This window comes from Aliidiomarina sp. (assembly GCF_022565475.1).
GTDB lineage: Bacteria > Pseudomonadota > Gammaproteobacteria > Enterobacterales > Alteromonadaceae > Aliidiomarina.
The window spans coordinates 57,713-78,079 of sequence record NZ_JAIUMR010000010.1 but is presented as its reverse complement, the minus strand read 5'-3'; the positions used below and the strand labels follow the sequence as shown (position 1 = coordinate 78,079).

General features: G+C 48.9%; 15 protein-coding genes. 5 read left to right on the top strand and 10 right to left on the bottom strand.

Annotated features, from left to right (window positions below; translation table 11 throughout):
- Positions 1–46: 46 nt before the first annotated feature.
- A complete protein-coding gene (locus LAT77_RS09745; RefSeq protein WP_290564371.1) occupies positions 47–487 on the bottom strand; it encodes a DUF1249 domain-containing protein in 441 nt (146 codons plus the stop codon).
- The gene (nudF, locus tag LAT77_RS09740) at positions 480–1,103 is read right to left on the bottom strand and encodes an ADP-ribose diphosphatase (protein WP_290564370.1); all 624 of its coding nucleotides are present in this window, start codon (positions 1,101–1,103) and stop codon (positions 480–482) included. The genes LAT77_RS09745 and nudF overlap by 8 nt, the downstream gene beginning before the upstream one ends.
- Before the next feature lie 321 nt (positions 1,104–1,424).
- Between nudF and tolC the strand changes: the two genes are divergently transcribed.
- Together tolC and lpxL are read left to right on the top strand one after the other, a co-directional pair.
- Positions 1,425–2,780: an outer membrane channel protein TolC gene (gene tolC, locus LAT77_RS09735; RefSeq protein WP_290564369.1), complete on the top strand. Its 1,356-nt coding sequence runs from the start codon at positions 1,425–1,427 to the stop codon at positions 2,778–2,780.
- A gap of 98 nt (positions 2,781–2,878) precedes the next feature.
- Positions 2,879–3,859 carry an LpxL/LpxP family Kdo(2)-lipid IV(A) lauroyl/palmitoleoyl acyltransferase gene (gene lpxL / locus LAT77_RS09730; RefSeq protein ID WP_290564368.1) on the top strand — a complete coding sequence of 327 codons (981 nt, stop codon included), beginning with the start codon at positions 2,879–2,881 and terminating at the stop codon, positions 3,857–3,859.
- A 14-nt stretch (positions 3,860–3,873) separates the two neighbouring features.
- On the opposite strand, the gene glnE is transcribed toward lpxL, so the two are convergent.
- Positions 3,874–6,741: a bifunctional [glutamate--ammonia ligase]-adenylyl-L-tyrosine phosphorylase/[glutamate--ammonia-ligase] adenylyltransferase gene (gene glnE, locus LAT77_RS09725; RefSeq protein ID WP_290564367.1), complete on the bottom strand. Its 2,868-nt coding sequence runs from the start codon at positions 6,739–6,741 to the stop codon at positions 3,874–3,876.
- Between the two features lies 1 nt (position 6,742).
- Positions 6,743–7,372: an inorganic triphosphatase gene (locus tag LAT77_RS09720; RefSeq protein ID WP_290564366.1), complete on the bottom strand. Its 630-nt coding sequence runs from the start codon at positions 7,370–7,372 to the stop codon at positions 6,743–6,745.
- 233 nt (positions 7,373–7,605) lie between these two features.
- Here LAT77_RS09720 and putA point away from each other — a divergent pair, with 233 nt between their 5' ends.
- Positions 7,606–10,770, top strand: coding sequence for a bifunctional proline dehydrogenase/L-glutamate gamma-semialdehyde dehydrogenase PutA (putA, locus tag LAT77_RS09715; protein WP_290564365.1), 3,165 nt, complete (start codon positions 7,606–7,608; stop codon positions 10,768–10,770).
- 50 nt (positions 10,771–10,820) lie between these two features.
- On the opposite strand, the gene LAT77_RS09710 is transcribed toward putA, so the two are convergent.
- Positions 10,821–11,000, bottom strand: coding sequence for a PLD nuclease N-terminal domain-containing protein (locus tag LAT77_RS09710; RefSeq protein WP_290564364.1), 180 nt, complete (start codon positions 10,998–11,000; stop codon positions 10,821–10,823).
- Positions 11,001–11,147: 147 nt separating this feature from the next.
- On the opposite strand from LAT77_RS09710, the gene rlmD reads away from it, so the two are divergent.
- Positions 11,148–12,578 (top strand): 23S rRNA (uracil(1939)-C(5))-methyltransferase RlmD, encoded by a 1,431-nt coding sequence (rlmD, locus tag LAT77_RS09705; RefSeq protein WP_290564363.1) that lies wholly within the window; start codon positions 11,148–11,150, stop codon positions 12,576–12,578.
- Positions 12,579–12,602: 24 nt separating this feature from the next.
- Here rlmD and LAT77_RS09700 read toward each other — a convergent pair whose 3' ends face one another.
- The 3 genes from LAT77_RS09700 to LAT77_RS09690 all read right to left on the bottom strand — a co-directional run bounded on the left by LAT77_RS09700 (position 12,603) and on the right by LAT77_RS09690 (position 18,135).
- Positions 12,603–14,024: a diguanylate cyclase gene (locus tag LAT77_RS09700; protein ID WP_290564399.1), complete on the bottom strand. Its 1,422-nt coding sequence runs from the start codon at positions 14,022–14,024 to the stop codon at positions 12,603–12,605.
- Positions 14,025–14,144: 120 nt separating this feature from the next.
- The gene (locus tag LAT77_RS09695; RefSeq protein ID WP_290564362.1) at positions 14,145–15,923 is read right to left on the bottom strand and encodes an acyl-CoA dehydrogenase C-terminal domain-containing protein; all 1,779 of its coding nucleotides are present in this window, start codon (positions 15,921–15,923) and stop codon (positions 14,145–14,147) included.
- 100 nt (positions 15,924–16,023) lie between these two features.
- Complete coding sequence (locus tag LAT77_RS09690) at positions 16,024–18,135, bottom strand: AAA family ATPase (protein WP_290564361.1); 2,112 nt, start codon at positions 18,133–18,135, stop codon at positions 16,024–16,026.
- 105 nt (positions 18,136–18,240) lie between these two features.
- Here LAT77_RS09690 and LAT77_RS09685 point away from each other — a divergent pair, with 105 nt between their 5' ends.
- Positions 18,241–19,428, top strand: coding sequence for a hypothetical protein (locus LAT77_RS09685; RefSeq protein ID WP_290564360.1), 1,188 nt, complete (start codon positions 18,241–18,243; stop codon positions 19,426–19,428).
- Here the strand turns inward: LAT77_RS09685 and folK are convergent.
- Positions 19,376–19,927 carry a 2-amino-4-hydroxy-6-hydroxymethyldihydropteridine diphosphokinase gene (folK, locus tag LAT77_RS09680; RefSeq protein ID WP_290564359.1) on the bottom strand — a complete coding sequence of 184 codons (552 nt, stop codon included), beginning with the start codon at positions 19,925–19,927 and terminating at the stop codon, positions 19,376–19,378. The genes LAT77_RS09685 and folK overlap by 53 nt on opposite strands.
- The gene (gene folB, locus LAT77_RS09675) at positions 19,924–20,307 is read right to left on the bottom strand and encodes a dihydroneopterin aldolase (protein WP_290564358.1); all 384 of its coding nucleotides are present in this window, start codon (positions 20,305–20,307) and stop codon (positions 19,924–19,926) included. Before folB ends, folK begins: the two co-directional genes overlap by 4 nt.
- Positions 20,308–20,367 lie beyond the last annotated feature (60 nt).

The window sequence follows — 20,367 nt, the reverse complement described above, 5'->3', positions numbered from 1 at the left end:
ACAACGCTGTAGATCTTATTAATACAGATACTAGGTGCGGATGTCACTAGCCAGCATAGTTAAATTCGTATTGTATCCGTCCAGTTTGAAAACAGAGCTTGAGCCAATCCGCCAGATGCTGATTCAATTGCAGCTTCTCATCGCGCGGATATGCTGGATTTTCTGCCGTTAAAGTTAAAGCGGTTAAACGCTCTTGACCCTGGCAATCAATGATTTCAGCCATCCGAGCGTCGTGATATAAACGCACAATAAATGACGCTTTGACAAAATCATGCGTGTCTGGCGCGGTTTGCGCGATGGCCAAATCCGTGGTGTAACGTGCAGACGTCTTCTCTGCAATCTGGAAACGCAACTGGTCACCCACCAAAATTTCTCGTTGTAAGGGTTCGTCTGGGCTCTGCGTTAACAAGCGTTGCAGCGCGGCATAGTTGCGCTCCGCCAAGCTATGTAGACGTTGTAAATCTGGTACGTAGCGCTTTTTATTCAACGTCAGAAAACCCCCATTGGTGGCGGAATCGGTTTAAGTGAATTGCCAACCATTGTAACCCAATTACGGTCGCTGCGTTATCCATCCGACCGGCTTCTAACATGCTCATGACTTGCGTGCGCGCTAACGGGGTCACTTTGATATCCTCATGTTCACTGGCCAAGCCACCAAACTTCGAAGCTGAGTCTGCGTCAACTTGGGCTAAGTAAATGTAGATACGTTCAGTCATGCCGCCAGGGCTCGATAAGTAACTTAAAGCATAATGTAATGAATTCGCAGCTAAGCCAGCTTCTTCTTGCAACTCCCGACGGGCGACTTGTTCATGGGTTTCGCCCTCGTCGACCATGCCTGCCACTAATTCATGCAGCCAAGGCGTAGTGCTCGTGGCCATAGCTCCGACTCGAAATTGCTCAAGCATGACGATTTGATCACTCACCGGGTCATAGGGGATCACCACAACCGCATGACCGCGATCCATGATTTCACGTTTCATCCAGTCACTCCAGCCCCCAGCAAATAACCGGTGGCGAAGGGTTGCTACGTTGACACGAAAGAAACCGCGATAAACTTCATGCGTTTCGCGAATTTCTACATCTTCATAATTGAACTGATCCACATCTCACTCCTACGTTGTACTTATTCCATCGTCATTTACGCTGGCACGAGGAATAAGATCGGTGCTCACGCCGTTCTATCTGTGCGAAAGCCTACCTGCCGAGCAGAAAAGCTGCAAGTTATCTCAATGCTGAAGCCATATGTCGCAGGATGGGCCTGTATTAGACACGCCTAATATACATGAGCTAATATTCTGTTACACTTAGCGCATCAAAAATGCGTGTTTAAAAGATGACCTCCTGTATGCTCTCGGGCTACACTGGCCGCATGAACCCGATTTGTACTCATAGCTGTACCTTTTTAATAAAGGAATCGACAACCGATGAAGATTAAATGTTTAGCTGTCGCACTCTCCCTAGGCTTGGGCCTAGCCATTGTTCCGACCCAAGCAACTGACCTTACCGACATCTATCGTCTCGCTTTAGAAAACGATCCCCGCCTATTGCGTGCTGCTTCTGACCGTGACTCCGCAAAAGCTGGGGTAGACGTTTCTCGAGCAGATTGGTGGCCACAAATTAATTTTGGCATGAACTACTCGGACAGTAAGTCTGATGGTGTTAATACAACAGATGACGGTTTCGTGGTACGCACCACCAATAGCACGTCGTTTAGTCAAGAAGTGTCATTGTCGCAAACGGTATTTAACCTTGGCACTTGGCGCGGTACTGGCATTGTTGAAAAGCAAGCTTATCAAGCCGAAGTAAACTATTTGTTGGCTCGTCAGCAACTCATGTTACGCGTGACCAATGCTTACTTTGCGGTATTACAAGCCCAGGATAATCTCGAGTTTGTGCAAGCAGAAAAGCGAGCAATTGAACGGCAGCTAGAGCAAACCAAGCATCGATTTTCAGTTGGTTTGACGGCAATTACAGATGTTCATGAAGCGCAAGCGCAATTTGACAATGCCGTCGCTCAAGAAATCCAAGCGCAGAACCGAGTTGAAATCACCCTTGAAGGGCTACGTGAAATCACCGGTCGTCAGCATGCAGACATCCACCGTTTAAACACCGACCGTTTTGATCCAGTACGCCCTGACCCACAAGGCGTAGAGCGTTGGATTCAACTCGCCCACGATCGTAACCTTCAGTTGCTGATTAGCCGCAGCGGTTTAGAAATCGCCGAGCAGCGCATCGAGCTAGCGCGGGCAGGCCATTATCCACGCGTCAGTTTAAACGCAAGCTACTCCAATCGTGATCAGGACACCAGTAGTGCTGCAGGAAGCCGCAGTGTTAGTGGCTTAAACTCACGGAACATTGGTTTGCAACTGACCTTACCCTTGTATTCCGGTGGCCGTACAGTGGCAAGCACTGAGCAAGCGCGCGCCGACTATGTCTCAGTCAGTCAAACGTTGGAAGAAAATCGTCGTGCAGTAGAGCGTGAAGTTCGCAGTGCTTATTTTGACGTGGTCGCCAGCATTTCGAGTATTCGTGCGTTCGAACAAGCAGTTATTTCTGCTGAAAGCGCTTTAAACGCGACCCAAGTCGGTTTAGAAGTGGGTACGCGGACAATCGTCGATGTACTGCAAAGTACGCGGAACCTGTTTAATGCGCGTCGGAACCTGTCAGAAGCCCGTTATACATACGTCAATCGAATTTTGGCACTGTATCAAGCTGCTGGTATTATTTCTGAAGGCGACTTACTCACTATTAACGACGGTCTTGTTGCACCGCAACAGTAAATGATCCCTTCCGTATATCGATAAAGCCGGCCATTGGTCGGCTTTGCTTTTTCTGGTACTGCTCAGTTACAATCAAGCAAAACTAAAAGGTAACTTGCGTGACCCAGCAATCATCCCAGCACAAGACCAAGCATTCTGTCGAGCTGCCGCGCTTTCGCGCCTTCTATCTGCATCCAAAGTTTTGGCCAACCTGGTTGGGCATTGGCTTCATGTATCTATTGTCATGGCTACCCTTTCGGCTGCAATTAGCCTTAGGCCGCCTGATTGGACGCTTGTTTTATCGTCTGTTCCCGAAACGCGTTCGAGTTGCTCGACGCAATATAGAGCTCTGTTTTCCCAACATGCCAGCCGCGGAGCGCGAGCGTCTGATTCGAGAAAATTTTAAAAACACCGGCATTGCGTTGTTGGAAACAGGAATGGCTTGGTGGTGGCCTGACTGGCGTATGCGCCGAAAACTCAAAGTCGAAGGCTGGGAACATATTGAGGCTGCAGAAAAAGAAGGTAAAGGCGTGTTTCTGCTGCTCTTTCATTTTTTGTGTTTAGAAGTGCATGCCCGCGTGTTTGGTTTAATTCGACCTTCAGTGGGACTCTACCGACCCCATAATAATCCCTTAATGGAATATCTTCAGACCCGTGGCCGCAGTCGCAGTAATAAGTACATGCTGCGCAAAAAAGATGTACGCGGCATGATCGCCGCTTTGGACCAAGGCGAAGTCTGTGGCTATCTCCCGGATCAAGACTATGGCCGCAACCGAGCGGTCTACGTGCCACTGTTCGAGGTACCAGACGCAGCAACCACAACTGGCACAAGCTTGTTTGCGAATAGCGCGAACTGTATCACGCTCATTAGTACCTGCGAGCGGCTGCCCGGAACGCAAGGGTATGTTCTGAGAATTCATCCGACAATGGCGGACATTCCGAGTGGCAGTGAGGAAGAAGATGCGCGTCGCGTTAATCTCGAGGTCGAACGCGCGGTAAAAGCCGATCCCGAAATGTATATGTGGATGCACCGGCGCTTCAAAACACGTCCGACTGACGATCTGCCAAGCTATTACGACAGCAACAAAACCTCAGCATAAACAATCGTAGTCACTTAATGTACGCTATCAGCAAAGACCTGCTGCCAAATACGTGTCACTTGCGCAGCAGGCTCGGCAAAGTCGCGCTCACTCATGCGTCCCTGCTCGGCTAAGGCGAGTCGATGCAACTCAACTCGGTATTGTTGATAGGCGTCAATCAACTGAATAACATCAGCTTCACTGAGTAGCTTATTACCCGCGGCAATCTCAAGAATTCGAATATTATCGGTCCATATCGCCAAATCTTCATAGCTTTCACTATACGCAAGCACTAAATACTGAGTGATAAATTCAATATCAGCAATACCCCCGGGCATTTGCTTCACATCCCAGCGCCCATTGTTTTTCTGCCACAAGTGTCCCCGCATTTTTTCCCGCATGGCGATGACGTCAGCACGCAGTGAATCGTGGTCGCGCTTGCGGCAAAGGGTGTTCTTGCGTATTGCTGAAAATTGTTCATACAACGAGGGGTGGCCAAACACCATTCGGGCTCGGACTAATGCTTGCAGCTCCCAAGTCCAGGCATCATTGCGCAAGTACTCACGATAAGTGCTGGCGCGAACGACGAGCAATCCGGCCTGACCGGAAGGACGTAGGCGCATATCGACATCATACAAAACACCACTGAGGGTTCTCGTCGTAAATAGATGCAATACACGCTGAGCCAAGCGCAGATAAAACTGCTGGACATCAAGGGGCTTCTTGCCGTCAGTCTCTCCTTGATTATCATCCGCACTCATGAAAACCAAGTCTAAGTCGGAGCCATAGCCGAGCTCATAGCCACCGAGTTTGCCATACGCTATGACTGCAAATCCGGTATCGCTTTCATCCCGTCCCGGTGGGCAACCATGAACGGCCGTTAATTGCCGCCAAGCCAGCAAGACCACTTGTTCGATAATGGCTTCAGCTAAAAAGGTGAGGTGGTCACTGACGCGCATCAAGTGCACGCCTTCATTGAGATCTGCGGCAGCGACTTTGAGCTGGAAAATCTGCTTGACCTGGCGCAAAGCATCCATCTGTGCCTCGGCATCATCGGTTGGTAACCGGAGCAAGTAGTCACTTACACGACGACGGTAACTTTCTACTTCAGGTAATTGGTAGAGCTGTACTGGATCGATTAGCTCATCGAGTAGCAGCGGGAATTTCGCCAATAAATGGGCAATCCACGGACTCGCCTGACAAAGAAAGGTTAATTGTTTGCGCGCATCACGGTTTTCTGCCAGCAACTCAAGATACGTCGTCCGCGAAGCGATTTGCCCGACGATTTCGAACACGCGTTGCAGTACCCGATCGGCATTAGGATATTTGAGTACCCCCTCGATTAACGCCGGGACAAGATTTGCTTGTAGCTCTCGACCACGGGGACCGGAGGGTCGTTTGCGCAATTGAATACGAAATGCTTGAATTGCATCCCAGCACGCTTGCGGATCCGCAGCGCCAGCCTCAGTAAGAACATCGAGCGCGGTCTCGTCCGCCAGCAAGTCTTGCCATAAGATCGCAAACTCACTTTCATCCATTGCGCGGAGATCGTCTTCACCACCAATCGCATCAAGAAAATGTTGATGGATTTTGTTCATGTGTTGTTGGGTCTTTGCAATTAGTTCATCCCAGCCTGCAGCCGTTTGCGGAAATCCACAAATGGCTAAAACCCGACATCGCCCAAGCTCATCTTGCGGTAAAGTTTGTGTTTGCTCGTCATTGATCTCTTGCAACGTATGCTCGAGCTTGCGTAACCAGGCATAACCTTGAAGCAGTTCGGCCACTGCCTGAGCATCAAGGTGTTGCTGTTCTTCGCAGACCGACAAAGCGGCCAATAACGAGCGCGTTTGTAGTTCGCTTTCACGGCCACCGCGAATCAGTTGAAACACTTGCGTAACGAACTCGACTTCGCGAATTCCGCCTTGACCCAGTTTTATATTATCCGCCACTCCTTTGCGGCGAGCTTCCTGATTGATCAACAACTTCATTTTTCGCAGCGCGTCAATCGCACTGTAATCCAGATAACGGCGATATATAAAAGGTCGCAGCGTACGATTCACTTTCTCGACCAAATCAGCTGACGCATTAAGCACACGCGCTTTTATCAGTGCATAACGCTCCCACATTCGTCCTTGTTCGTGATAATAGTCCTCGAGCGCATCTAAACTCGCAACCATAGGACCGGATTGACCAAATGGCCGCAACCGCATGTCAATTCGAAATGGCTGACCATCAGCGGTCTGCTGACCGAGCAGCTTTAAAAACAACTGCGCAACCTTCTGATAATAGACATCAAAGGCGACTACTTGACGACCTTGTTGAGTTTCGCCGTGTTCAGGAAAGCAAAAAATCAAATCAATGTCGGAAGAAAAATTAAGCTCTTGGCCTCCCAACTTGCCCATCGCAAAAACGACAAGTGGCAAGATCTCGCCATGCGCATTTAGGGCGCGACCGTACCTCGGTGCAAGTGCTTCCTGCACATGCTCCATTGTTTCTTCAATCATCATGTCGGCCATTGCCGAGCATTCATTGAGTACCCGTGCCAAAGGCATTAAGCCAAGCAAGTCGAGTGCCGCGATTCGGCCCATTTCGACATGGCGAAACTGTCGCAAAACCTTCATGACCATTTGTTCACTATCTGCGGCCTGTAATTGCTCACGCAGGTCTTGACGATTTGCGGCAGAAGGAGCCAAGATTCGGTCGAGCGCCAAGGTTTGATAACGCATTATCGTGCGGGCAAGAAAGGGGCTAACCTGCACCAGCCATTTAAGCTGCTGTTGTTGCTCAGAGTCGGACAGCAAGGCACCTAGTCGCTCAAGATCGCGTTGGCTATCGGCTGCAATACTCTGATCCAGCTTAAAGCCTTGGTCTGGGCTCAAATCGATAGTTGGCATTAAGAGCATTTCAAAGTTCCTTGCGTTGACTCCGCGCTAACAAGGCATAGCCACGTTGGGCTTTGCTTTTGCTACCCGGTAACAGCGAAAATTCGGCACGAATATGTTCAATCGCAGGTAACAGTTCGGCAAGGTGACCGCGTTGCATTTCAACCTCAAGCTCAGCAATTTCTTCAGCTTGCTCAGCCGCCAGAATCATGCCGCGATCTAAGGCCACCTCCGCGACTGAATCGCCACGCGTTAATAACCACCTTTGGCGCGTAAAGTCGGTACGGAACTGTTCAATTAATTCTTCTTGCAGCGAATCTAGGTTCCAATTCTCCGGCCAAATAGCGGTCGGGAATAGCGCTAAATTTGGAATTTTAGTCGTGCAAGGAACCGTATACTCTGGCCGCTCACTCAACGCCCCAGCGGAACGTCCCGCAAATTTTATCGTTTGTTCGCACTGGTCATTCCAGCGCCGAATACGCAAACCTATTTTGGCGTTACCCAGATCAGTAGTACGGGTATCAAAGTAAATATTAGCCAGTTGCAATGTCGTTTGCGGCAACAAATGGGTGTTCAGATAGCTCTGCAAGTCATTTATTTTATTCTTCTCTATTAGATACTTAAGCTCAATTTCAGCGAAGTCCTGCGACATCGAATACATCCCAATTTCAGTCCTAACAAAGTTCTATTCTGCGGCTTCGTTTGAACCTAGGTCAACAAAGTTTCTTGATGGTTATCAAGCATTCACCGCATTGTGCCCGGAAAAAGTCGAAAAATCGTGCACACAAGGGTTTACGCGGCGCAAAATAATCATACAATGGCGGCCATGTCCCGAGGGGATCCGCAGTACCGGTTAACTCCGGATTTTAGGTTACAGGAGAGGCAATGTTTAAAGCCAGTCAAGTGTTGTCGACACACTATCAGGCGAGCCAGTTAGCTGAGCTGCGCAAGGCAATTACTGAGAATTATTCAGTCGATGAAAATGCCTATTTGGAGGAGTTAATTCAATTGGTTCCAGAAGACCAGGAAACCATTGACGCATTAACTCATTCGGCTCATGACTTGGTCCATCGCGTGCGCGAAAAGACCCAGGGTGGCGATGGTGTTGATGCATTCCTGCAACAATATAGCCTCGACACCGAAGAAGGCATTATTTTGATGTGCCTCGCCGAAGCACTCCTGCGGATTCCTGACAGTTTCACCGCAGACTCATTAATTCAAGACAAACTGGGTAAAGGTGCTTGGAGCGACTATCGCAAAAAGAGCGAGTCGATTTTGGTCAACACCGGCACTTGGGGACTCAATCTCGCGAATAACGTGATTAATCCGCATGGCCGCCAACGCGACACCGCCGTTTCCCGTTTCCGTCGATTGGTCAAGCGCATCGGCGAACCAATGGTGCGCACAGCAACCTATCAAGCGATGAAGCTGATGGGTAAGCAATTCGTTCTTGGCCGCACGATTGATGAAGCGTTAAAGAATAGTCGCAAAAACCGTGACGACGGTTATACCCACTCCTACGATATGCTTGGCGAGGCCGCATTAACGAGCAAAGACGCCGAGCGCTATAAGCAAGCCTATGTAAATTCAATTCAGCGTGTGGGTCGAGAGTCGTTCAACAACCCAAATGTCCCGCGTCCGACTATCTCGATCAAACTGTCGGCTTTGCACCCTCGTTATGAAGTTGCAAATCGAGAGCGTGTACTGAGTGAACTTGCAGCGACATTGACTGACCTTATTACGTTGGCAAAACAAGCCAATGTTGGTGTCAGTATCGACGCTGAAGAAATGGATCGCCTTGAACTCTCGCTCGAATTATTTGAGAAAGTTTATCGCAGCGGTGTCTGCAAAGATTGGCCCTATTTTGGTTTAGTGGTCCAAGCCTATTCAAAACGCGCGCTACCAGTTTTATGTTGGATTAATGCTCTGGCCAAAGATGGCGGCGACGAGATTCCGGTGCGTCTGGTGAAAGGTGCTTACTGGGATACCGAAATAAAACATTGCCAGCAGCTCGGTTTACCCGGCTATCCAGTCTTTACCCGCAAGGCCAGCACAGATGTGTCCTATATGGCCTGCGCACGGTACTTGTTAAGCGCCGATACCAATGGCCAGATTTATCCTCAGTTTGCCACTCACAATGCGCAAACGATTGTCAGCATTCAACATTTAGCGGGCGATCGTCGCTATGAGTTCCAGCGCTTACACGGCATGGGCAAAGACTTATACGATGAGTTCTTATTGAAGAATCCAGGTAAGACCGTACGGATTTATGCACCTGTTGGTGCCCATAAAGAGTTACTGCCCTACTTGGTTCGCCGACTCCTCGAGAATGGTGCAAATAGCTCGTTCGTTCACAAATTACTTGACCCTTCGGTGCCCATTGAAAGTCTGGTCGAGTATCCATTGCTAAACCTGCGCAAAAAGCCGAGCTTAGCCAATGACCAAATTCCATTGCCGACACAGATCTTCGGCCAACGCAAAAATTCACTGGGGTTAAACATGAATATTGAGTCTCAGGGTGCTGAATTCTTCCATAAGGTTCGCAGCTTCCAGAATAATCAGTGGCAAGGTGGTCCAATTGTTAACGGGAAACTCGTTGAAACGATTCAACGTGTCGGTGTGACCTCACCACAACAAAGTACGCATCAAATCGGTACAATCGGCTGGGCCGATACAGAGCTTGCCGCTCAAGCCTTGCAAACGGCGAACCAAGCCTATTCGCGGTGGACGAATACGGACGTCAATATCCGTGCCGAAGCACTAGAAAAACTCGCTGACTTGCTCGAAGAAAATCTGCACGAATTAATCGCGCTTTGTACTCTCGAAGCCGGAAAAACCTTGCAAGATGGTATCGACGAAGTGCGCGAAGCGGTTGATTTCTGTCGCTACTACGCCATTCAAGCACGCAAGCTAATGGGTGCCGGCGAGAAACTACCGGGTCCAACAGGTGAAACTAATGAGCTGTTTGTTCAGGGCCGCGGTACATTTATTTGTATCAGTCCTTGGAACTTCCCATTGGCGATTTTCTTAGGCCAAGTGACTGCAGCATTAGCCACCGGTAACTGCGTCATCGCTAAACCGGCGGAGCAAACCGGTTTAGTCGCTTATCGTGCGGTGCAACTTGCGCTTGAAGCGGGTATTCCTGGCGATGTATTGCAATTCCTGCCGGGTAAAGGTGCGGAAGTCGGCTCCTTCTTAGTCAGCCAAGATGAAATTGCTGGTGTGTGTTTCACCGGTTCGACCAACACTGCACAAGCCATTAACCGCGCTCTAGCTGCGCGCACTGGTGCTTTGGTGCCATTGATCGCCGAGACTGGCGGCCAGAACGCAATGCTGGTTGACTCGACCGCATTACCTGAACAAGCCGTCACCGACATCGTTGGCAGCGCATTCAAGAGCGCCGGTCAACGCTGTTCTGCATTGCGTGTTCTGTATATTCAGGATGATGTTGCCGACCGCGTCATTGAATTGCTCAAAGGTGCGATGCAAGAACTATTAGTTGGTGACCCGATTGATCACAAAACCGATGTTGGTCCAGTCATTGACGGTGTTGCCAAGACCAACCTAGAGCAGCACATTATTGATATTCAGCATGTTGGTAAATTACTTGCCGAAGCGCCAATGCCGGACTATACCAATGGCGGCACGTTCGTCACGCCAACAGCGATCGAAATCGATTCAATTAACCAGTTACACCGTGAAAACTTCGGACCAATCCTGCATGTTATTCGCTTCCAGCGTGATAACTTGGATCAAGTGGTGGCCGATATCAATAATACCGGCTTTGGCTTAACGTTTGGTATTCATAGCCGGAATGAATCATTTGCCTACGATATCGCTAAGCGCATTCAAGTTGGTAACGTTTACATCAATCGCAACCAAGTGGGTGCTGTCGTTGGTGTGCAACCGTTCGGTGGCCGAGGATTGTCTGGTACCGGGCCGAAAGCCGGTGGTCCACACTACCTCTATGCGTTCATGACCGAAAAGACATTTACCGACAATATTACTGCCGTTGGCGGTAATGCGACACTCTTGTCACTGGGTGACTAACCAACAAAAAGGCCGCTTCAAGTGAAGCGGCCTTTTTATCACGAGCAATGTCAGCCTTTCGGCCCGAGTAAAAACCAAAGAATAAAACCAATAACTGGCAGTAAAATAATTAAAACAATCCACAGTACCTTCGAGCCTGTTCCTGCACCACTTTGAACCGTTTTAACAATCGCATAAATATTTAAAATTAAAACAATCAGTCCTAGTAATCCGCTCACTTCGACCCCCATTGTCTACTCCTTGTTAAGAATTAAACGTTTATTCGAATAAAGGAAATGCTTGTTTCTAATACGTTATTAAAGATAGCACAAGAATTGGAAACCGAAAGGTTAATTAATGGTAAACTAGAAGCTTACGTCTTTGTATGAGAGCTTGTTATGGCATCCTTGTTCGACCGTCATTTGAAAGAAAAACGTGAAAAAGCAAAAGCGAAAAAGCGTGAGCGCCAACCCATAGAGCAGTCACGTTCTTCTGTTGAAAGCAATCCAGACAGTATATCCACACTAACTGTCGAGCGCTTAAGTCACGACGGTCGCGGCGTTGCAAAAGATCAGCATGGTAAAGTCACGTTTATTGCAGGTGCTTTACCAGGCGAACAAGTGAATGTCCAAATTAGTGCCAGTCATAGTCGGTTCAATGAAGGACTGGCAAGCACCATAAAAGTCGCTTCACCACATCGCCGTCCGCCACATTGCGAATACTTTTCTGTCTGTGGAGGTTGTTCGTTGCAGCATCTTGCTGCCGATGAGCAAGTCAAATTCAAGCAAAAAATCACCCAAGAACAACTACAACATCAGACTGAAACCCGTGCGGTACTTCCTCTGCCAGAGCAAGACACGCCATTAGTTGCCGCTGAATATGGCTATCGACGCAAAGCTCGACTCGCATTGACGGAAACACGTTCGCAAAAATTTTCCGCTGGGTTTCGCGCGCGCGACTCAAAGCAAATAATTGCGATTCATCATTGCCCTGTTTTGTGCGCAGAGCTGCAACCTTTGTTACCACAGTTGCAAGCATTCTTGCCGCAATTACAAGGACGCGCCCATATTGGCCATGTTGAGCTTATCGCAGCAGAGCCACAGCCTCGGATTCTGGTCAGGCTATTGCGAGCTCTCAGCGCCCATGATGAAAGATCTTGGCGCGAGTTTTCACAACAACATCGCGTGACGGTTGTTTTCGCTGAAAGTACAGATAAGAGCAAGAAGTCATTGCGTTATCGACAGTTGGACTCAGCTCAGTTGCTCCCGCTCATGTATTCAATCAGCGACATTAAATTGGAGTTTCAGGCGCACGACTTTCTCCAAGTCAATGCGGTGATTAATCAACAAATGGTCGCGCAAGCGATGGACTGGTTGCAACCGCAACCCGATGAAGTTGGTTTAGACTTATTTTGTGGCTTCGGTAACTTCACCTTGCCATTAGCACGACATGTAAAAAAGATGACCGGCGTAGAAGGTGTAACCGAACAAGTTCACCGAGCAACAAGTAACGCAGCACTGAATCGAATAAGTAATGCTGAGTTTATTGCCAGTGACCTCCAGCAGCCGCTCAGTAAAGCGCGCTGGGCAAGTCAAAGTTATGACTTTATTCTCCTCGATCCGCCGCGCACGGGCGCCATCGATATTTGCCGTCAAATCACCGAATTAAATACAAAGCGGATTCTCTATGTGTCGTGCAACCCTGCTACCCTCGCTCGGGATGCTGCTGAGTTAGTTGCACAAGGCTATGAAATCGAACGTTATGGTGTTATGGATATGTTTCCGCAAACAGCACATAGCGAAACGATGATTTTATTTAAGCGCAGTTAATTTAGACATTCAGCATTTACACGCTCAGCGCGGGTTGAGTTGACTCGCTGCGCGATCAAGAGCGCCTTCGATGCTCTCATCCGTGTCAATCTCAACCGTCGCCGACTGCAACTCCATAGCAAAGGTGAGCTGCGGTATGTTCAAGTAGTGCAAGCTGGTTAGCATTTGATTGAGCGCTCGTTCAGCATGTTCCTTGGTTGTATCCGGCATTAAAAGCAGAAAAGTAGCACCCCGTCCGCGGGCTAAGATATCCGAGTGCCGCAAATGTCCTTGCAGACTTTCGGAGACTTTCTGCAATAGCCTGTCTGCGACTTCATGGCCTGCTGAATATTGAATATTCCGAAAGTTATCGATATCGACAATGGCTAAAGCAACCGGATATCCATGATACGACGCACGATCTATTTCATCGCGCCCTACTTCAAGAAAGTAAGTTCGGCTCGCTACTTTCGTCAAATGATCTAAATAAGGCTGATATTGCGAGCGCTCACGCTCGGCTAACATCGCTGGCACCGCAATGCTGAAGTAGACACTGGCGGCAATGACCGAAATAGCGAACTGAACGATGAGTGCGCTTTCACCGATGCGGAATAAAAACAAACCAAGAGCCATCGCCAGACTTAAAATCGCTAAACTCAGCGCCGAGCGAAATGCCGATTCGGTGTAGGCAATCCACATTTGCGGCAACACAAAAAAGAAAAATAAAAATGCAATTTCTGGGCGTTGAAACCACCAAATGAACAGCGATAGAACGAAAACACCGGCAACGGTATAACCAACTTTCAAACCGTATTGATAAGCGCTTGACTCAAAAGTACTAAAACGTAAACGTCGTTGCCATACAGAATAAAGCGCACTGCGCCAAAACATAATGCCGACAAACAATGGAGAAAGCACCAAAACACCGACCAAATCGCCAATCCACCAAGGCAACCAAACTTCGTATAAATCAAAAACAGTGATAAGTCCCGTCGTCAACAGCACTTGGCTACCGAAGAACGATGCTAGTAATGCGGTCACTGCTCCCATTAAAACAAAGCCCATGACAAACCCTGGAAGGGTCTGAATGACTTGCAAGCGAATAAACTGACGCAAAAACAGAGCGCCTATCGCGTACGCTGAAATGTGCGCAATCGCAAACAAAGCACTATGATAGAAGAGTTCTCCGGCAGGTGGCGAGAGCTCATACATGTGGGTTAGCCAGTAGTTCATCAGAAAGGCAATTGGCGTAATCAGCAGAATAGTCCGCCAACCGTAAACAATGAGTGCCGCAAACGTGAGGCCGGCAGGTGGATACCAGATACTGGCATATGGGGCATATTCGAGTATGGCAGAGAAGCGCCATAGCAACACCCAAACCACGCTCAGCACCAGAGCCCTTAGCAAGGTTAATTGAAATACATCAGTGTTTTTAACTAGTTGAGTTGATTTTTCGCTCTCGGCCATCATCTTTAATAACTCTGAACTCTTTCATCTCAACATACGTCAACTATAACCGTGAAACAACAAAAAACCCCAATTATTGGGTAATTGGGGTTTTCTTTCATCAGGTACGATCTGCAGCGTTTAGAACTCGTCTTGAGCAAACTCAAATAAGCAATCAGCACCAGCGTCGATTGCAGCAACGTGCCCCTGCACACGAGGGAATAGCTTCGCAAAGTAGAATTTTGCTGTTTTTACCTTGCCGGTTGCAAATACACCGAGTTCAGGTTTAGCTTCCGCAGCTTTCGCCATTCTCAGCCATAAATAACCAAACGCCACGTAACCAAGCAAATTCAAGTAATCGACAGCAACGCTATTAATGAGATTCTCATCATTCTGGAAACCAGTGATGACATCTTTCGAGACGCGTTCAAGTTCTGATAAACCCTGCGCCAACTGCTTAAACTCTGCTCCCCATTGCCCCGGGTCTTGCTCGAGGAACTGTTTGATTTCGGCGCCTAACGGCAACAATAATTTACCACCCGAACCAACGACTTTACGCCCCAATAAGTCGAGCGCTTGAATACCATTTGTACCTTCATAGATTTGCGCGATGCGACAATCTCGAACGAGTTGCTCTTGACCCCATTCACGCACATAGCCATGACCACCGAGCACCTGTTGTCCAGCAATAGTCGCTTCTAAGCCGGTATCCGTTAAAAATGCTTTCGCCACCGGAGTTAATAATTGTACCTGCGCTTCAGCGGCCGCTCGTTCCTCGGCCGTGTTCGCATATTTTGCCCGATCGAGCTGTTGACCGACGTAGCTAGAAAAAGCGCGACCACCTTCAACAAAAGCTTTCATGGTCAGCAGCATCCGACGAACGTCGCCATGGACTAAAAGTGGATCGGCTTCTGCACTTTGATCAACAGTCGCCTTCGCTCCGCGACCTTGGCGACGGTCTAAGGCATAATCCAATGCGGTACCATAGGAGCGAACAGCTGCTCCGAGGCCCTGAATCCCTACACCTAAGCGCTCATAGTTCATCATGGTAAACATAGCCGCTAAACCGCGGTGTGGCTCACCAATTAACCAACCTTTCGCGCCATCAAAGTTCATCACGCACGTGGCTGAGGCGTGAATACCCATTTTATGTTCAACCGAGCCGGCAACTGCCGCATTGCGCTCGCCAAGAGTGCCGTCTGCATTGACTAGGAATTTCGGCACTAGAAACAATGAAATTCCTTTCGTTCCGGCTGGTGCATCGGGCAATTTCGCGAGGACTAGGTGAATAATGTTATCGGTCAAGTCATGTTCGCCGCCGGTGATAAAGATTTTGGTTCCGGTGATAGCGAAGCTACCGTCTTCAGCAGGAACTGCTTTCGTGCGAATAATTCCCAAATCAGTACCTGCATGTGGTTCGGTGAGACACATAGTGCCTGTCCATTCGCCTGACACCATGCGTGGCAAATATTGGTCTTTCAAGTCGTCACTGGCGTGCAAGTCCATCGCCATGATGGCGCCAGCCGTTAAACCAGAATACAGTGAAAACGAGATATCTGCGGCACACATCATTTCTTCGTACTGCGCAGAGAGAATTTTCGGCATGCCCATACCGCCGTATTCAGGATTAGCCGTCACACCGACCCAACCGCCTTCGGCAAGCTGCTTAAACTGTTCTTTATATCCTTGTGGAGTCGTGACGACGCCATCTTTAAAATGAATCCCTTCTTCGTCAGCTGCTCGCGCGTTCGGCGCAATCAAGGTCGAGGTTAATTTTGCAGCCTCATCAAGGATTGCCTTTGCTGTGTCAGCATCAATGACATCGCTTAATTGGTCCATATTGGCCCAGTCATCGGCAATATTCAGTACATCGAACAGAACAAAGTTCATGTCCTGTAGCGCTACACGATATTCACTCATTTCAAACTCCCGTCACACAATGTTGTTGCGGCATGAAAATTTCAAACAGCCGTTTAACTTTGTACGCATCATCGCAAAGGATGGATGAGTTCGCAAGTCTTCAATTGTGAATATGTTCAAGGGCTTCCAGTTGAAAAAGAAAATCATCAAAACCAAGGACAACATGCGACGGTTCTATTGAAATGATGCGCAACTCCCGGAATTGCTCACCTTCACGGAGCATGCGGCCGTCAAAGCGTACCCAGCGATCTTGATTACGACCGCTATACATATGTGAATCATAACTAAAGCTTGGCAACCGCCGACGCTGCTCTGCCGTCAGTTCCTGTAACGTCAGCAACGAATGCACTTCAGTCGCGTTGACGGCTGTTTGCTCGGGCGCTTCCGCAGGCAAAACATCATCGATACCTAACTCCGCAACGACACTATCAAATAGATTCCGAACACGATCAGAGACATATTCGAGTTCTTCATCGACTGCCTCTGGACGCAAGCGCTCGCCTTCAACGTCGGCATTACGATTCGCCGATGCTGACTCGTTTGCACCATGCAATGCAAGCGTCACTGGCTCAATATCCAACATCGACAATTCTTCTACAGCGAGATGACGAATACGATCTATGCTCAGCCCACTGATGGAGCCACCGCCATGACTCAAACGTGGCCCTTGCGCAAATGCCGCAGCACTGAGATAGGCTAACTCTATCGCATCCAACGCATCTTCTGGGTGTTCTTCCGCGCGCGCAATTGCGGCGAGGTGTCGACGCAACCAACGGCGATGTACCTCTGTTGACTCATCTTTCAGCGAGTACGGTGCTCGTTCAGCAAGACTCGACTGCAAAAATCTATCGCTGTCTTGGCCCGGTAGTTGCCAAAGAAAAACGACGTCACTCGGAAAATACTGACGCAAATCAATCTCGGTCATTTCCTGCTGACCCGAACGACTTACTACGCGCCACATTCGAGAACCACGATCGTCCTGTTGATAGCCAACGAGAAGCAAAAAATTGCCATCCGCAGCGGTACTCTCGTCGTCCCCTGGTATTAGTTTCAGAACCACGGGCAAATCAAACGCAATGACTTGATCCAGTGTTAATTGGGCTTGGCCGCAAGCAAGTCGAACGTCACGAATACTAGTGCAGGGTGCCTCATCATCCATAAAAGAAGTCACTTGCCAAAGGTCCGCCAGCGCCATTAATGCTGTTGGTAAGGCAAGACCGGCGAAATCTAACCGCACCTGCTCGCTCTGATGATCAGCAACCGGTTCAGGTGATTGTTGATCTAGCCACTGCCACCACGCGACAATGGCGAACAGGAGTGATACAACCGCAAGGCCACTCGCTACCCCCACTCGTTTTCTCGTGCCCACCACACGTCGGTGGCTTTGCATCGGCTCCAAGCTTAGCGAGCGTATCGCGTCACGAGCAAGTCGACGATCAACTTGTTTGGTCTGTGCTCGCGCTGCCATTTGTAACGCACGATCACACGCCAAGTTAATTAATCTCGGCGTTCCTTGACTGAATTGATAAATTGCCTTCAATGCTGAAGTGGTGAAAACATCAGTCACATTAATCTCGACATCAGAAACCCGATGTAATCGATGTTGAATATAATCATGAGCCTCGCGTTCAGTTAACGGCAAGAGATGATAGCGGGCGACGATACGCTGGGCGACCTGACGAAGCTCGCGGCGCTGCAACAAGGTTTGCAGTTCTGGTTGACCAATTAAAACGATACTCAGAAGTTTGCGCGAATTGGTTTCTAAGTTGGTGAGTAGTCGCAGTTGCTCAAGTACCGACGGCAATAAATGCTGAGCTTCGTCAATCAGAATTACCGGGTGACAGCCTTCGGCGCTGCAGGTCAAAATAAAACGACTGAGGTGGTCCGTTAAGCGTTTTAGCGATGCTTTTTCATGGCGTCCGGGTATGCCAAACTGGTCGCAAACGGTAGCGAGCATTTCCCGCTCACTGAGTAGTGGATTGACGACAAATGCGACCTTTAGCTTATCGCCAAATTCAGCCATCACCGCACGCGACAGTGTCGTTTTGCCCGTTCCCACTTCTCCCGTTAAGAGAAGAAAACCGCCACTTCCGCTAAGACCACTGCGCAAATGATCAAGCCCCTCACGATGCCGCGGCCCCAAAAATAGAAATTCAGGATCTGGCGCAATGGAGAATGGGACTTGGGAAAAACCAAAATAATCGTGATACATGAGCACACTTAACCTAAGCTTATGATACTTTAGTAACCTGCAAGTTAGCAGGCATCACAGCACCGTGCAATCAAACACCATGGAAAGCGGAGTACTCAATTCGAGATGAAAATCTACTTGGTCGGCGGCGCCGTGCGCGACGAACTCTTAGGTCTACCTGTCTACGATCGTGATTACGTTGTTGTCGGCGCGACGCCGGAACAGATGCTCGCCCATGGTTACACGCAAGTCGGCAGTGACTTTCCGGTATTTCTGCACCCAAAAACCCAAGAAGAATATGCGCTTGCACGCACCGAAAGAAAGTCTGGAAAAGGATACACAGGCTTTGAATGTCACGCCTCACCCGAGGTAACCTTAGAAGAAGATTTACTGCGCCGAGACCTGACGATTAACGCGATAGCCAAAGACGAGCATGGCAACATTATCGATCCCTACGGCGGTGTGCAAGATATTCAGCAGCGTATCTTTCGCCACGTTTCACCTGCATTTAGTGAAGATCCATTGCGCGTGCTGCGTCTTGCTCGCTTTGCTGCGCGCTTTGCCGCTTTTGATTTTCATGTCGCTGCGGAAACAAAGTTGCTCCTCGATAAAATAGTGCACAGTCAAGAACTTAGGCATCTCACGCCAGAACGAATTTGGATGGAAACCCGCAAGGCACTTTGCACCGCAAAGCCGTCGCTTTATTTCGAGTTTCTGATCAATTACCAAGCCCTAGAGGAATTAACTCAAGGGCAACGTAAACCACAAACAACGGCTGATTTCTCAGCGCTTGCCGTCCAAGCCAAGTCCGTATTAACACACCGCGAATTGGTTACAGAACAGGGTCAAAATGACCTTATTCGGCGCTACAGTTTGGCTCACTTTGCCATCCTTCAAGCTTTTGTGACCAGTACATCAGTCCATCAAATGTGGCGCGTTCCAAGTCAGTTCGCACGTATCGCGGATGCCACCGTCGCAGTACACCAAGCGTTTACAACGAGCGCCGAGGTCTTGGATCCTTCATCTCTGCTTGCTGTATTGCAACAGCTAGATAGTTTTCGACGACCTGAAATTTATCACCAGACATTGGCCTGTGTTGAGGCGATTTTGCAGAGTAGCGGTCGCTTAGACGTTGTCTCTCGAGCTGACTTTCAAGTATTTCGTGCAGCCCATTCACTGTTTGTGGATATTGACGTGCAAAGCATCATCGCCCAAGGCTTTAGCCACCAAGCCATCGGTGCAGAATTAAACCGACAACGACTTAGTCGATTGCAGCAAGCAATTGCGACCAGCTCATCGCCAGCCGCTGAATAGGCTGCTGATGCCCGATATCTGTATGCTGAAACTCGCGCCATAACTGTTGGAACGTCTTGTCTGAATGAGGGTAGTGAGCGAACGGAATCAAATCTGCCAGTGGTTTCAGCACATAAGCACGGGTTAACACGTCAGCGCGCGGTAGCGCAGGCTCTTGCGCTGTCTTCGCTTGCACAAGGTCACCGTAGAGTAAGATATCAATATCGAGCGTTCGTGAACTATATTTGCTATCAGACTCAACGCGACCATATTCAAGTTCAATCGCTTTACAAATCGACTGGATCGATGACAAAGAGGCCTGGGTCTGCACTTCGGCGACAAGATTAAAAAATGCCGGACCTTCAAAACCGAAAGCTTCACTCTCGTAAATTGGCGATAATGAAACCTGACGAAACTCAGACTCTAGCGCCCTTACGCCGCACACGATATTGTGTTCACGATTGAGATTACTCCCCAACCCGAGGAACACACGCACGTTTTTTTGCGCGGCTGAGCTCATTCTTGAGCTTTCCTTTCGATCAGGACTGCGACGCTTCTTGCGGTTTCAATCGCTGTTGGTTTAGCGACTTTCAGACGAATTGCCGAGGTTTTAAAGTCCGTTAGAATGAGCGTCGCTAAAGCTTCGGCAACTTCTTCTATCAGCCCCCAACTCCGGCGACTAACCACGTCATGGATAGCATTGGACACGGCTTCGTAATCAAGCGCATCGCCAATCGCGCCGCTCGCGGCTGGTCGACGATTATCCCAAGCCATCTCAACATCAATAAACAATGGTTGGGTAATCTGTTGTTCCCAATCATAAATGCCAATCACTGCTGGCACTTCCAAGCCCTCTATCAACACACTATCGCTAATCACGACCCCGGCAATTTGTCGCATACCTTCACCTAACACCTTTTGATATTTACAAATTTAAACAATTCTAACGCCTTGAGGCGA

Bases quoted from the DNA above. Each gene is read 5' to 3' on its own strand.
- tolC (WP_290564369.1), top strand. From the start codon at position 1,425: ATGAAGATTAAATGTTTAGCTGTCGCACTCTCCCTAGGCTTGGGCCTA.
- glnE (WP_290564367.1), bottom strand. From the start codon at position 6,741: ATGCTCTTAATGCCAACTATCGATTTGAGCCCAGACCAAGGCTTTAAG.
- LAT77_RS09720 (WP_290564366.1), bottom strand. From the start codon at position 7,372: ATGTCGCAGGACTTCGCTGAAATTGAGCTTAAGTATCTAATAGAGAAG.
- putA (WP_290564365.1), top strand. From the start codon at position 7,606: ATGTTTAAAGCCAGTCAAGTGTTGTCGACACACTATCAGGCGAGCCAG.
- LAT77_RS09710 (WP_290564364.1), bottom strand. From the start codon at position 11,000: ATGGGGGTCGAAGTGAGCGGATTACTAGGACTGATTGTTTTAATTTTA.
- rlmD (WP_290564363.1), top strand. From the start codon at position 11,148: ATGGCATCCTTGTTCGACCGTCATTTGAAAGAAAAACGTGAAAAAGCA.
- LAT77_RS09700 (WP_290564399.1), bottom strand. From the start codon at position 14,024: ATGGCCGAGAGCGAAAAATCAACTCAACTAGTTAAAAACACTGATGTA.
- LAT77_RS09695 (WP_290564362.1), bottom strand. From the start codon at position 15,923: ATGAGTGAATATCGTGTAGCGCTACAGGACATGAACTTTGTTCTGTTC.
- LAT77_RS09690 (WP_290564361.1), bottom strand. From the start codon at position 18,135: ATGTATCACGATTATTTTGGTTTTTCCCAAGTCCCATTCTCCATTGCG.
- LAT77_RS09685 (WP_290564360.1), top strand. From the start codon at position 18,241: ATGAAAATCTACTTGGTCGGCGGCGCCGTGCGCGACGAACTCTTAGGT.
- folK (WP_290564359.1), bottom strand. From the start codon at position 19,927: ATGAGCTCAGCCGCGCAAAAAAACGTGCGTGTGTTCCTCGGGTTGGGG.
- folB (WP_290564358.1), bottom strand. From the start codon at position 20,307: ATGCGACAAATTGCCGGGGTCGTGATTAGCGATAGTGTGTTGATAGAG.